This window comes from Acinetobacter johnsonii ANC 3681 (genome assembly GCF_000368805.1).
GTDB lineage: Bacteria > Pseudomonadota > Gammaproteobacteria > Pseudomonadales > Moraxellaceae > Acinetobacter > Acinetobacter johnsonii.
This window is the reverse complement of sequence record NZ_KB849709.1, coordinates 107,227-120,430: the sequence shown is the minus strand read 5'-3', so window position 1 is coordinate 120,430 and position 13,204 is coordinate 107,227. Positions and strand designations below refer to the sequence as shown.

Annotated in this window: 12 protein-coding genes; 8 read left to right on the top strand and 4 right to left on the bottom strand. The window is 40.1% G+C overall.

Annotated elements, in window-relative coordinates; all coding sequences use genetic code 11:
* Positions 1 to 62: 62 nt before the first annotated feature.
* From rpsA to pyrF, 4 genes are all read left to right on the top strand, one after another.
* A complete protein-coding gene (gene rpsA, locus F946_RS16375) occupies positions 63 to 1,739 on the top strand; it encodes a 30S ribosomal protein S1 (RefSeq protein WP_004696863.1) in 1,677 nt (558 codons plus the stop codon).
* Between the two features lie 161 nt (positions 1,740 to 1,900).
* Positions 1,901 to 2,206 (top strand): integration host factor subunit beta, encoded by a 306-nt coding sequence (locus F946_RS16370; protein ID WP_004696865.1) that lies wholly within the window; start codon positions 1,901 to 1,903, stop codon positions 2,204 to 2,206.
* Positions 2,207 to 2,223: 17 nt separating this feature from the next.
* Entirely contained in the window at positions 2,224 to 2,589 is a 366-nt protein-coding gene (locus tag F946_RS16365) for a lipopolysaccharide assembly protein LapA domain-containing protein (protein WP_004696867.1), read from the top strand.
* Between the two features lie 238 nt (positions 2,590 to 2,827).
* Positions 2,828 to 3,508, top strand: a complete 681-nt coding sequence (gene pyrF, locus F946_RS16360; RefSeq protein ID WP_004984814.1) for an orotidine-5'-phosphate decarboxylase — start codon at positions 2,828 to 2,830, stop codon at positions 3,506 to 3,508.
* A gap of 127 nt (positions 3,509 to 3,635) precedes the next feature.
* Here pyrF and F946_RS16355 read toward each other — a convergent pair whose 3' ends face one another.
* The gene (locus F946_RS16355) at positions 3,636 to 4,544 is read right to left on the bottom strand and encodes a LysO family transporter (RefSeq protein WP_004984813.1); all 909 of its coding nucleotides are present in this window, start codon (positions 4,542 to 4,544) and stop codon (positions 3,636 to 3,638) included.
* Positions 4,545 to 4,589: 45 nt separating this feature from the next.
* On the bottom strand, positions 4,590 to 6,095 hold the full coding sequence (locus F946_RS16350; protein WP_004984811.1) for a flavin-containing monooxygenase: 1,506 nt from the start codon (positions 6,093 to 6,095) through the stop codon (positions 4,590 to 4,592).
* Between the two features lie 148 nt (positions 6,096 to 6,243).
* On the opposite strand from F946_RS16350, the gene F946_RS16345 reads away from it, so the two are divergent.
* The 4 genes from F946_RS16345 to F946_RS16330 all read left to right on the top strand — a co-directional run bounded on the left by F946_RS16345 (position 6,244) and on the right by F946_RS16330 (position 11,936).
* Complete coding sequence (locus tag F946_RS16345; RefSeq protein WP_004984809.1) at positions 6,244 to 7,251, top strand: AraC family transcriptional regulator; 1,008 nt, start codon at positions 6,244 to 6,246, stop codon at positions 7,249 to 7,251.
* 85 nt (positions 7,252 to 7,336) lie between these two features.
* Complete coding sequence (gene zapE, locus F946_RS16340; protein ID WP_004984806.1) at positions 7,337 to 8,488, top strand: cell division protein ZapE; 1,152 nt, start codon at positions 7,337 to 7,339, stop codon at positions 8,486 to 8,488.
* A 362-nt stretch (positions 8,489 to 8,850) separates the two neighbouring features.
* Complete coding sequence (locus F946_RS16335) at positions 8,851 to 11,013, top strand: malate synthase G (protein WP_004984804.1); 2,163 nt, start codon at positions 8,851 to 8,853, stop codon at positions 11,011 to 11,013.
* 260 nt (positions 11,014 to 11,273) lie between these two features.
* Complete coding sequence (locus F946_RS16330) at positions 11,274 to 11,936, top strand: SOS response-associated peptidase family protein (RefSeq protein WP_004984802.1); 663 nt, start codon at positions 11,274 to 11,276, stop codon at positions 11,934 to 11,936.
* A gap of 5 nt (positions 11,937 to 11,941) precedes the next feature.
* On the opposite strand, the gene F946_RS16325 is transcribed toward F946_RS16330, so the two are convergent.
* Together F946_RS16325 and F946_RS16320 are read right to left on the bottom strand one after the other, a co-directional pair.
* On the bottom strand, positions 11,942 to 12,406 hold the full coding sequence (locus F946_RS16325; protein WP_004696885.1) for a MarR family winged helix-turn-helix transcriptional regulator: 465 nt from the start codon (positions 12,404 to 12,406) through the stop codon (positions 11,942 to 11,944).
* Between the two features lie 153 nt (positions 12,407 to 12,559).
* Positions 12,560 to 12,877, bottom strand: a complete 318-nt coding sequence (locus F946_RS16320; protein WP_004984800.1) for a hypothetical protein — start codon at positions 12,875 to 12,877, stop codon at positions 12,560 to 12,562.
* Positions 12,878 to 13,204: the final 327 nt, after the last annotated feature.

The window sequence follows — 13,204 nt, the reverse complement described above, 5'->3', positions numbered from 1 at the left end:
TGTAGACGCTTAACTAAACCGGCCTTGTCTGATCCAAGACCGCTGACTTTATCAGGTATATCATGACCGAATCTTTTGCAGCCCTCTTTGAAGAAAGCGAATTAAACCTCAACGTTGAAAAGGGTGCTGTCATCCAAGGCGTTGTAGTAAACATCGATTCTGATTGGGTAACAGTTGACACTGGCCTTAAATCAGAAGGTATTGTTGACCGCGCTGAATTCTTAAATGAACAACGCGAACTTGAAGTTCAAGTTGGCGACACTGTTGATGTTGTTGTTGAAGCGCTTGACAACGGCATGGGTCAAACAGTTTTATCACGTGAAAAAGCGAAACGTGCTGAAACTTGGACTAAACTTGAAAAAATCTTTGAAGACGGCGAAATCGTTACTGGTGTTATCTCTGGTAAAGTTAAAGGCGGTTTCACTGTTGACATCGGTCCAGTTCGTGCGTTCCTTCCAGGTTCTTTAGTTGATACTCGTCCTATTCGTGATACTACTCACTTAGAAGGTAAAGAGTTAGAATTCAAAGTAATCAAACTTGATGCTAAACGTAACAACGTTGTTGTATCTCGTCGTGCTGTTATGGAAGCTGAATCTTCAGCTGACCGTGAAGCTCTTCTTGCTCAGCTTGAAGAAGGTCAAACAGTTACTGGTACTATCAAAAATCTTACTGACTACGGCGCATTCGTTGACCTTGGCGGTATTGATGGTCTTCTTCACATCACTGACATGGCTTGGAAACGTATCAAGCACCCATCAGAAGTTGTTGAAGTTGGTCAAGAAGTTACTGTTAAAGTACTTAAGTTTGACAAAGAACGTAACCGCGTATCTTTAGGTCTTAAGCAATTAGGCGAAGATCCATGGTTAGCGATCATGAATCGTTACCCTAAAGGTTCAATCGTTAAAGCTCGCGTAACTAACTTAACTGACTACGGCTGTTTCGCAGAAATCGCTGAAGGCGTTGAAGGTTTAGTACACGTTTCTGAAATGGACCACACTAACAAAAACATCCACCCATCTAAAGTTGTTCAGATTGGTGATGAAGTTGATGTTATGGTTCTTGAAGTTGACGAAGAGCGTCGTCGTATTTCTCTTGGTATCAAACAAACTCGTGCTAACCCATGGGAAGAGTTTGCTAAGAACCACGACAAAGGTGAAAAAGTTTCAGGTACGATCAAGTCAATCACTGACTTCGGTATCTTCATCGGTCTACCAGGCGGTATCGATGGTCTAGTTCACTTGTCTGATATTTCTTGGAACGAGCAAGGCGAAGAAGCTATCCGTCGTTACAAGAAAGGTGACACAGTTGAAGCGGTTATCTTGTCTGTAGACGCTGAAGGCAACCGTATCAGCCTTGGCATCAAGCAAATGAACAGCGATCCGTTCAACGATTTCTTAGCTGCTAACGAACGCGGTGCACTTGTAAAAGGTACTGTAACTGCTGTTGACGCTCGTGGCGCAACACTTAAGTTAGCTGACGAAGTTGAAGCGACTCTTAAAGCATCTGAAATCAACCGCGACCGCGTTGAAGATGCAACTAAGTTCCTTGAAGTTGGTCAAGAAGTTGAAGCGAAAATCATCAACGTAGATCGTAAATCTCGCTCTATCAACTTGTCTATCAAAGCGAAAGACGAAGCTGAAGAGAAAGAAGCAGTTGCTAACTTGAAGACAGCAACTACTGGTCAAGACAATGGTCCTAAGACTATTGGTGATTTGATCAAAGCTCAAATGGGCAACTAAGTAGATGTTTGAATTGTATTGTTAATGTAAGTTAACTAATACTTTTTACACAAATACAATAAACGGTAGCGTAGTATTCACTTATTACGCTACCGTTTTGTATTTAAACAGGTTATTATCAATCTATCTACAAGGTAGCTTGATAATTAAAGAGGTCGCAGATGACTACTGAAGCACTTAATAAGTCTGACTTAATAGAGCGTATTTCTCTTAAAAACCCGCACTTAGCAGAGCCATTAGTGGAAGAAGCTGTTAAGATTATGATTGATCAAATGATTGCATCTTTGTCTTCTGATAATCGTATTGAAATTCGTGGTTTTGGTAGTTTTGCACTCCATCACCGTGAACCTCGTGTTGGGCGTAATCCTAAAACGGGTAAGTCGGTAGAAGTGGCTGCTAAAGCTGTTCCACATTTCAAACCAGGTAAAGCATTACGTGATGCAGTAAACGAGACTGCAGGCGAATAAAATTTATTGGGGTGCTTATGCGTTACGTATTATTCGCATTATTAATTGTACTGTTTGGCTACTGCCTAGCTTTAGTGCTACAAAACGGAACTGAGCTAACCGTTGATCTGTTGTTTATACAGGTTCCAGCAATGCGTTTAGGCCTATTGTTATTATTAACAATGGCTTTAGGGATTGTGTTGGGTTTGTTAATTGGTGTTCAGGTATTTCGTGTATTCCAGAAAGGTTGGGAAATTAAGCGACTACGTAAAGACATTGATCACCTTCGTAAAGAGCAGATTCAATCCGCTCAGTTGGCTGCTGCTGAAGCTGCAGCACATACAAGACATGAAAAAACAGTGTTAGATATCAATCCTAATGATCGTCCATCTACACCGCTTTAAGCCACAATATGAAGTAAGATTTCTATCTTAGAAGTATTGAAGCAAGTTTGATTTAAACGCCTTTGGATATATAGCCAAAGGCGTTTTTTATTGTGCTTTAAAATATTGATAACTATATAAAAAGCATATGAATAAAGAACTTAGTTTGAATTTTAAATGGTTTTTAGAAAAATAGTCTTGGTCGTTTTAGGCTTAATCCGTATAATGCCATAATTTTGTGAGTTTGAAGGGTCTCCCCATGAGTATTATTGTTGCCTTAGACGCAAAAAGTCATTATGACGCAATGACGATTGCTGGGCAATTAGACCCTCAATTATGCCGTGTAAAAGTCGGTAAAGAATTATTTACCCATGAAGGCTCATCTATTGTTAAAGCTTTACATGGTGAAGGCTTTGAAGTCTTTCTAGATCTAAAATTTCACGATATTCCAAATACGACTGCGCAAGCGGTATGTGCTGCTGCAGATATGGGGGTTTGGATGGTAAACGTCCATGCTTCAGGTGGCCGTAAAATGATGGAAACCTGTGTTGAGCGCTTAAAGGCTGGCAATTATAATACTCAACTAATTGCAGTAACGGTGTTAACCTCGATGGGCCGTGAAGATTTAGCCGATATTGGTCTAGATATTGAACCATTTGAACAAGTCAAGCGTCTAGCAAAACTGACTAAAGACAGTGGTTTAGATGGTGTGGTATGTTCAGCGCAAGAAGCAAAAATGCTGCGTGAGGCTTTGGGTTCAGAGTTTGCCTTGGTGACGCCGGGCATTCGCCCTGAGGGTTCAAGTGCGGATGACCAAAAGCGTATTGTAACGCCAAAACAAGCAATGTTAGACGGTGCAACACACCTAGTGATTGGTCGACCAATTACACAGTCTGCAAACCCGTGTCAGATGCTCAAAGATATTTTAGCGACGCTTTAAGCGACTAGAAATCTAAAAAGCCTTTCATTCGAAAGGCTTTTTTATGGATTAAATTTTAAAAAGAATTGTTGGTGAGCGAAGTGGCAATAGCAAAATAAAAAGACAGCATTGAATAGAGCGCTACGCTTTATAGTGCAGCCAATACGCTGACGACAATTGGTGCCAAAACTGACAGGATGAAACCGCTCACCATGGCATGTGGAATAAAGTCATTCCCACAGGCTTGTTTGACCATCGGTAGTGTAACATCCATTGCTGTAGCACCTGCAGATGAAATCGCAGAGCGGGGGTAACGCCAGCCAATGATATACATAAACACAATCGCAAAGATTTCTCTGAACAAATCATTCATCAGTGCAATACTGCCTAAATGTGCATTCTTTAACTCTGTGACCACAATGCCAGTCATGGAGTAGAAACCATAACCTTGAGATAACATAATCAAGTCTTTTAGTTGAATGCTCGGCACAAAATAGGCCGTTACAAACGCCCCGATAATTGAACCCAGAATACAACCAAGTGGAACGAGCAGTATTTTCCAGTTCAACCATGAGCGATCAAGTGGTGAATAGGCCAAATCAAGCCCGATCAGGAACATGAAAACCAGTAACAAGTTCCATGTACTGATATGAAGTGTATAGCCGAAACCTGAAGATAGCTCTGCCAAGCCATAACCCAAGGCCAGTGCGATAAATGCATAACTGATATTGATTAATGACTTGCTCACAAGGCTCATGGATACTTTGCCATGACTCGGTTGGTAGCCCAAAAGTTTAAATAATATGTAACAACAGACGAAAGCACCGATACTGGTCATAACTGCTAAAAGCGCTGCATGATTGAGTATCTGCCAAGGTTCGGCAATGCTATGCAAAGTCGTTGAAAACTCAATCGCAATTGCGATTAAGAGAATATACGTAAAATAGGGCAGGATTTGAAAGGCAAGTCGTTCAAGCCATTTGGGTAAACGACGCGCCAAAACAAATCCAAGTGCTAAACAAATAAGAAGCTGAAAAATCAACCAAAACGATTGCATGTCAAATAAAGTGTGAAAAAATACTAACTTATTATGACCGCGATCTTAATTTATTGCTTGACTATCTTGCTTAGAATTTAAAAAACGATAGTCTGCTGGATTGGCTTTTCGTGTTTTTAGCCAATACTTCCATGTATAGCTGGGCCATAAAGAGAAATTTTTCCCATCCGCTTGTTGATACCAGCTGACGCAGCCAGATTGCCAAATGGTATCTGTAAATTGACTTTGTAAATGCTGATTAAATTGATCTTGAATATCTGCTTTCACAACGATCGCTTGAGATTGGGCTTTTTGTGCCATCTCGATGAGCTGTAGAATGTAATTTACTTGTGACTCAATCATAAAAATAACCGAGTTATGACCTAAGACCGTATTAGGCCCTAAAAGCTGAAAAAAGTTTGGGAAACCTTTGGTGCTAATTCCATAGTAACTTTCGGCCCCATCTTTCCATGCGTCTGTAAGCTCGACATGATTCAGTCCTGTACAGCTAAAGGATTTAAGATAAATACGTGGGTCAGTCACAAAACCTGTGCCATAGATGAGGCAGTCAATTGCACGCTTTTTCCCATCTTTGGTGATGATACTGTCCTCAGTTAATTCCAAAATATCATCGGTAACCAATTCAACATTTTTACGGTTAAAGCTTGGGTAATACTTGTTGGAGACCAAAATGCGTTTACAACCCATAATATAGTTGGGAATTAACTTATCTGCGGTTACAGGGTCTTTGACTTGATGGCGAATATAGGCTTCTGCTAGTTTTTGTGCATATTTCATGACCTGTGGTTTCATAATGGGAACTACACGAGATTCATTTGTCCAATACAGACGAGCTCGATGAATTTTTCGAAACCAATCAAATCGATTAAACAGTGTTTTTTCAATGGGTAAATAACGACGTTCATCCCGAGGAATAACCCATGCAGCTGTCCTTTGTATTACGTAGAGTTGCTTCATTTTTTCTGCAATTTCAGGAATATATTGAATCGCGCTCCCCCCAGTGCCAATAGAGGCAACATTTTTATTGCGGAGGTCATAGTCATGATTCCACTGTGATGAATGGAAAACTTTGCCTTTAAACTTCTCGATACCCGCAATATGTGGAGTTTGCGGTACATGCAGGGGACCAGATGCAAAAATGACAAATTGAGCGGTCAGAGTTTCATTTTGATTAAGGGTGAGTTGCCATAAACACTGATTGTCTAAGTAATGTGCAGCACACACTTCGGTGTTAAAGCGGATATAAGGCTGCAATTGATGTTCAGCGGTAAGTGTTTGCATGTATTGATAAATTTCAGGTGCTTCAGCATAACGTTTAGACCAGTCGGTCTTGGGTGAAAAAGACAAGGAGTAGAGATGTGACTGTACATCACAAGCAGCGCCCGGATATTGGTTTTCACGCCATGTGCCACCTATTTCACTGGCTTTTTCCAAAATTACAAAATCACGAATATTATTTTGCAAAAGGCGAATAGCCATAGCTAAACCACCAAAGCCTGCACCAATAATGGCGATTTTTACCTGCGGGGGTGTTGAATTTGCTGCCTGCATTTGTTTTTCCTTTTTGTTTTACTTTATTGTAGAGCAACTATCCAGAAGGTCTATGATAGCCCTGACAAGAAAATTGATAGATTCGGCAATTGTTGTACGCTAGGTGACTGTAGTAAAACATAGGCCAATATTTTGCTTTTAATTGATTATGAAACGTTCTGTACTTGGCTTGATGTATTTGATTCAAGGAATGCGTAAAGCAGGAGTCGCAGTCGATCAAAAGTTACAAAGCATTGGCTTACGTGTGGAGTCGCTTGATCCGAATGCGATCATTCATCCTGCTCTAGAGTGGGATATTTTGAAAATCATTGCAGAGGATATTGAGCCTGAGCAAGGCTTGTTCATTGGTCAGCATTATGTCTTGGCAGGATATGGCCCCTTACTGATGTTATTGATGACCAGTCCAACGACGCACACCGCGTTAGAACAGGGTATTCGCTATCAAAGTTTGACGCATTTGAGTGGCTTATTGGGTTTAAAAAAACAAAATGATCAGGTCGCACTGTGTTATTTGCCGAGAGACTTGCAAACACCTGTGGGACAATTGCGTGCACATTCTGAAATAGCGGGAACCTATAAGTTTTTACAAGATATTTATAAGATGATTGGGCTGGAAATGCCTGAGATTCGAATTACTTTACCTGTTGCACGACCTGAAGATGCGAAAAAACTGGCGCTCTATCAGCAGGTTTATGGTCAACAAGTGAGTTTTGGTACGCAGCAAGCTGAATTTTGGTTTGATGAATGGGTTTTAAATGTACCAATTCCTTCAGCAGATTTGATGACATTTAACGTTTATGCAGGCAAATGTCAGGCGGAATTGCAGCGTTTGGAAGAAACGGCAGAACAGCCGAGTCTGATTCAGCGGGTACAGGATTATTTGGAGTTGCAACGAGGTTTACTGCCGACCATGGCTGAAACCGCGCAAGCGTTGAATTTGCCAGAGCGAACCTTAAGACATCAGTTGCAACAGTTAAATAGCAGTTATAAACAAATTCGTGAGCAATTAATGAAAGACCGTGCACTTCATTTGATGGAATATCAGGAATATTCCATTGAAATGATTGCAGAGTTATTGGGTTACTCGGAGCCTGCAGCCTTTAATCATGCATTTAAACGGTGGTTTGGTTACAGTCCACGACAATATGGGAAATAGCCTAAGCATAATTATGCCAAAGTGTTATATATTAACTTTTCCACTCCGCTATAATTGATATAGCCTAAAAACAGTATTAAATGATATGTCAGATTTTAATTCACCTACCGCATTCAGTCCTTTATCTCCTGCAGAGCGCTATGCGCAAGCCTTAGCATCCGGGCAGTTCATGTCTGATGAGGCACAAGCTCAGGCCGTTCATGAGTTGGATCGCGTTTGGCATGAATTAATTCAACGTTTTAAGGCATCTAAAAAAGCATTCCGTCGTTTCCGCCGTCAAACTTCTCCACGTGGTGTATATATGTGGGGCGGTGTAGGCCGTGGTAAAACATGGCTGATGGATCAGTTTTATGACTCAATTCCATTTCGTCGTAAAACACGGATGCACTTTCACCATTTTATGCAACATGTACATCGTGAGCTCAACAAGCTTTCAGGTCAGCGTAACCCTTTAGATGCGGTTGCGGATCAAATTTATAAAGAAGCAGTGGTTATTTGTTTCGATGAGTTCTTCGTCTCGAATGTGACGGATGCCATGATTCTTAGTGATTTGTTCCAAAAGCTTTTTGCACGTGGCATTACCTTGGTGGCAACCTCAAACATTGCGCCAGATGGTTTATATAAAAACGGCATTCACCGCGATCGTTTCATTCCAACCATTGAAATGGTGAAACAGCAGTGTGTGATTTTAAATGTAGATGCAGGCGTGGACTATCGTTTACGTGTTTTAAAGCAAGCGCAACTCTTTAAATCTCCTTTAACACATGAGCACCAACGCTGGATCGCACAGCGTTTTAGCGCATTGACTCAGACCCAAAGCATTTCAGATGAGCCGATTATTATTAATAATCGTATTGTAGAAACGGTCGGGCATACTGAAGATGTTTTATGGTGTGAGTATTCAGAGCTGTGTTTAAAACCACGTAGTCCTGCTGACTTTATCGAAATTGCAAATATTTATAATACGGTGTTGGTGAGTAATGTTCCGCATTTGACCGATTATCTTTCTGAAGGGACGCGTCGTTTTATTTATCTGGTCGATGAGTTTTATGACCGTGGGGTAAAACTGATTTTAACCTCAGAAGATACAATTATCGATTTGTACTCTGGTGATAAATTAGCCTTTGAAATTGAACGTACGCGTTCACGTTTATTGGAAATGCAATCAGATGATTACTTGAATGAAGCGCATCGACAAATACAAGCTGAAGCAAGTAAACAACAAGAAGAAATTTAAAAATATAAGCACCCAAAAGGGTGCTTTTTTTATGTGCATTTTCATCGATTAATTTATCGACTTTTTTGAATAATCATGGCTTAATCAGGATTGAAAATAGGGAGAATATTGGTTTTAAGTGTAAAAAATATACAAAACTGCACTTAAGTCTAATTTCGGCATTTCAAAAACTTAATAAACTACTAAAGAGCATTTTGTAAATTGATAATGCTTGTGCCTTGAGCAGTATTTTATTTGGTAGTTTGTATACTTTATTAAATAAAAAATGATCACTATTTCGCACGGTGATATTACTATTCAGCCAAGTTTAAATCGGTATACTAGAATCTCTTGTATAAAAAGTAGCAATATCAGGAAAGACAATGACTGCACGTATTCAAAAAGGCAAGTTAGCGATTGCTAAAGAACTTTACGATTTCATCGAAAATGAAGCACTTCCAGGTTCAGGTTTGGACAGTGAAACTTACTGGAAAAACTTTGAACAAGTCGTTGTCGATCTTAGCCCAAAGAACAAAGCACTATTGGCTAAGCGTGACGACATTCAAGCGAAGATCGATGAATGGCACCGCAACAACAAATTTGAACTTGGAGCTTACAAAGCTTTCCTTACTGAAATTGGCTACTTAGTACCAGAAGTAGAAGATTTCCAAATCAGCACAGAAAATGTAGATGAAGAAATCGCATTATTGGCTGGTGCGCAATTGGTGGTACCTGTGCGTAATGCACGTTACTGCTTAAATGCTGCAAACGCACGTTGGGGCTCTTTATATGACGCACTTTACGGTTTTGACGTGATCCCAGAAGACGGTGGCGCGGAAAAGGGTAAAGGTTATAACCCTGTACGTGGCGGCAAAGTTATTGCATTTGCTAAAAACTTCTTAAATGAAACCTTCCCATTAGCAAATGGTTCGCATGCTGATGCGACAAAATATGCAGTTGAAGGCAAAAAGTTAGTTGTGACGTTAAATGATGGTTCAACATCGACTTTGGCTAAAGAAGCACAATTTGTTGGTTTCAATGGTGATGAAGCTGCACCAACAGAAATCGTACTTTTAAACAACGGCTTACACGTTGTGATTGAAATTGATGCGAACAGCCCAATTGGTAAAACAGATGCCGCTGGCGTAAAAGATTTAGTTCTTGAAGCTGCTGTAACGACTATTCAGGATTTAGAAGATTCGATCGCTGCTGTAGATGCAGAAGAGAAAGTTGAAGGCTACCGTAACTGGTTAGGTTTGATGAAGGGTACGCTTTCAGAGTCTATCGAGAAAAATGGTAAAACTGTTACGCGTACTTTGAATAAAGACCGTACACACAAAAACTTGATCGGTGGTGAAACGAAACTTCATGGCCGTTCATTGATGCTTCTTCGTAACGTGGGTCATCTCATGACCAACCCTGCGATTCTTGTAGATGGTGCTGAAATCTACGAAGGTATCATGGATGCATTAATCACTCCGCTCTTGTCTTTTGCAGACATTAAAGGTGAAAACGAAAACAAGAACTCTCGTAAAGGTTCAATGTACATCGTAAAACCTAAAATGCATGGTCCTGAAGAAGTTGCTTTTGCGGTTGAGTTGTTTGAGCGTTCAGAACAAGCGCTTGGCCTGCCTGCAAAAACGTTAAAAATCGGTATCATGGATGAAGAGCGTCGTACTTCTGTAAACTTGAAAAACTGTATTGCTCAAGCGAAAGACCGTACGATCTTCATTAATACAGGTTTTATGGACCGTACAGGTGATGAAATCCATACCTTTATGGAAGCAGGTCCATTCGTTCGTAAGGGCGAAGTGAAATCACAAATTTGGTTCCCAGCATATGAAAACCGTAACGTGATGATCGGTCTTCAAGCGGGCTTACGTGGTAAAGCACAAATTGGTAAAGGCATGTGGCCAAAACCAGACATGCTTTTAGACATGTATAAAACCAAGATTGAACATCCAGAAGCGGGCGCAAGCTGTGCATGGGTTCCATCTCCATCTGGTGCTGTCATTCACGCGATTCACTACCACCAGTGCAACGTGTCTGAGCGTCAAAAAGAATTATTGAATACAGAGCCTTTATCTTTAGATGATTTGTTAACACCGCCTTTAGCAACAGATACCAACTGGACTGAAGAAGAGAAAACCAAAGAGCTTGAAAATAACCTTCAAGGGATCTTGGGTTATGTTGTACGTTGGGTTGACTTGGGTGTAGGTTGTTCGAAAGTTCCAGACATCAACAACGTTGGTTTAATGGAAGACCGTGCAACTTTACGTATTTCATCTCAACACGTTGCAAACTGGTTGCGTCACGGCATCGTATCTGCAGCGCAAGTTGAAGAAGTGATGCAGCGTATGGCGAAAATCGTTGATGAGCAAAATGCAAACGATCCGCTTTACACACCTATGGCGCCAAGCTTCGATGGTTATGCATACAAAGCAGCTTATGACCTTGTGTTTAAAGGTGGTGAGCAGCCATCAGGTTATACAGAACCACTTCTGCATGCTGCACGTTTGAAGTTAAAAGGTTATACAGGTGACTAATCTGTAAAGCTAAAAAGCCTCTTCGGAGGCTTTTTTTATTGGCTGGAACAAGTCGTACACTGTCTATAGGGGAAAACAATAAGACTGATTTAATTTTGGGTAATAGTGTTCTATAGATTAGCGCTTACTCAGAGCTATGAATGGGTTTAAGCGTAGGGCTAAACAATTATCTCAGCTAGACGCTGCAGATAAAAGCCTTATACAATTCGCTATATAAATCTCATCATACTATTGTTAACCATCAAGTTGGATGAAAATCCATGTGCGCTAATTTTAAGCCTTTAACCCTTGCTCAAGTACAACAGTTTGGTCTACCTGAAATTCCGTTTGATTATGTCGAAGAAGTCTATCCTGGTTATGAGCTACCTTTATTGTTCAAATCAAATATAGGTTTTGAGTGGCGAAAGGTACATTTTGGTTTAATACCAAAATGGGCAGAAGATAAGAGTATTGCAACGAAAACCTATAATGCTCGAAGTGAGACACTTCTGCAAAAGGCCAGTTTTATTGAGGCCACTTCCAAATATCAGTTTGGGGTGATTCCCGTTTTTGAATTTTATGAGTCCAAATATATAGAGCAAAAGCCGCAGAGATGGGGTGTTAGACGACAGGATGGGCAGGTTATTTTTGTTGCTGCACTTTATGAAATCTGTCGTATAGCAGGCGAGGTAGTGCGTTCAGCAACGATGCTTACGATGGATGCCATAGACCATCCAATGATGCGGGAGTTTCATGAGCCGGGTGATGTGAAGCGCTCAGTAATCGTGATTCCACATGAACGCTTAGAGGAGTGGCTCAGCTGGAAATCACCAAATATTCAATCCTTTGTACAAGGCTTTCCTGTTGAAGAGTTTGAATGTTCACATGTGCCTAAAATAAAAGTCGAAAAAGAGAGTCCCCAACTCAACTTTTTCGACTTTTAAACGGTTTAGCGAGCTAAATTTTTAAAAACGTGTTTTAAGCTTTCCATCATTTTTTCAATTTGCAAAGGTGTTAAGCCTTCAAATGATTGCTCAAGTACAACACTGGTGAGATCATTGATCTTATTGGTCATTTCAACACCTTTTTCGGTGAGAAGGACGCGGGTGATACGAGCATCGTCTTCACAAGAATAAGTTTCAACCAATCCTTCGTCCTTTAAGCGATAAACAATTTTGGTGGTTGTCGACATTTTAGAGACCACCATGTCAGATAAATCAGAAACACTGGCATGTGGCTTTGAGTCTAGAGCCAGTAAAATACGACGACGTGAGTTATCTAAACCATACTTTTTTAAAGCGTGATCGACATTGAGTACATACTGTGCATGTACTTGAGTTACCCAGTAAAATGGAAAACTTTCTAAAGAAAAATCTTCAGAACCTGGTAGGAACTTACTGTACTTTTTGGTCATGTGACGGATTCCCCGTGAATCGTATTTTTATTTTATAGATCATTTGAACACATTTTATGTGAACACTCATACACTTATCAATACAAAATTACTGGATTTATCACCATAAACGAAATTTGTTAATGGATAACCTTGGCCAGTAATCAAGAAAAGTTAAGCGTGGCTGTTTAGATGAGACAGGGTATAGCCGTCTTTATCTTGATGGAAGCTCACAATGCTTTGTGCAAATTGTACAACTTCATCTTCGACTTCAGCATTCTGGTGAGAATCTAAAGAGAGTTTAGCCATGGGAACACCGTCCTGTAGAACGATAGGCAAGTGCATTTCAAACTTTTGGTTATTATGCGAAACCACAACTTTAACTTGATGCTGATCAAATGAGGAGTCTAAATGCAGATATGCGCCTTCATAGCTAGTATTGGCAAGCATTTTTGACGTCTTATTGAAGGTCAATGCTTTTTCATTGTTCATAGCGATGAATCCTGTCTTCGATTACTTTGATCGGATTGTCAATCCGCGCATCCTTGGTTTGGGTGATTGACCACTTTTACAACAATGCTGGTCGTGTTTCATTTTAGTGAAAAAAATGGATTTGTGAACTAGTGTTTTTAACAAAAAGTGTCATTTGTGGAAATCATAAATGTAGTGAATTGATATTTTTTAACTATTATTAAAATAAATAATTAAATAAAAACAATTATTTGGTTTTTATTTGAGATGGGTTTAATTAGAAAAACTAAAAAATGACCGTGGCGTCTAATCTTTATAGAATGCGACAATTGGCATTAAGTGACAAAA

What these genes read in the sequence shown, in the direction of transcription:
- rpsA (WP_004696863.1), top strand. Translation starts at nt 63, where the DNA reads ATGACCGAATCTTTTGCAGCCCTCTTTGAAGAAAGCGAATTAAACCTC.
- F946_RS16370 (WP_004696865.1), top strand. Translation starts at nt 1,901, where the DNA reads ATGACTACTGAAGCACTTAATAAGTCTGACTTAATAGAGCGTATTTCT.
- F946_RS16365 (WP_004696867.1), top strand. Translation starts at nt 2,224, where the DNA reads ATGCGTTACGTATTATTCGCATTATTAATTGTACTGTTTGGCTACTGC.
- pyrF (WP_004984814.1), top strand. Translation starts at nt 2,828, where the DNA reads ATGAGTATTATTGTTGCCTTAGACGCAAAAAGTCATTATGACGCAATG.
- F946_RS16355 (WP_004984813.1), bottom strand. Translation starts at nt 4,544, where the DNA reads ATGCAATCGTTTTGGTTGATTTTTCAGCTTCTTATTTGTTTAGCACTT.
- F946_RS16350 (WP_004984811.1), bottom strand. Translation starts at nt 6,095, where the DNA reads ATGCAGGCAGCAAATTCAACACCCCCGCAGGTAAAAATCGCCATTATT.
- F946_RS16345 (WP_004984809.1), top strand. Translation starts at nt 6,244, where the DNA reads ATGAAACGTTCTGTACTTGGCTTGATGTATTTGATTCAAGGAATGCGT.
- zapE (WP_004984806.1), top strand. Translation starts at nt 7,337, where the DNA reads ATGTCAGATTTTAATTCACCTACCGCATTCAGTCCTTTATCTCCTGCA.
- F946_RS16335 (WP_004984804.1), top strand. Translation starts at nt 8,851, where the DNA reads ATGACTGCACGTATTCAAAAAGGCAAGTTAGCGATTGCTAAAGAACTT.
- F946_RS16330 (WP_004984802.1), top strand. Translation starts at nt 11,274, where the DNA reads ATGTGCGCTAATTTTAAGCCTTTAACCCTTGCTCAAGTACAACAGTTT.
- F946_RS16325 (WP_004696885.1), bottom strand. Translation starts at nt 12,406, where the DNA reads ATGACCAAAAAGTACAGTAAGTTCCTACCAGGTTCTGAAGATTTTTCT.
- F946_RS16320 (WP_004984800.1), bottom strand. Translation starts at nt 12,877, where the DNA reads ATGAACAATGAAAAAGCATTGACCTTCAATAAGACGTCAAAAATGCTT.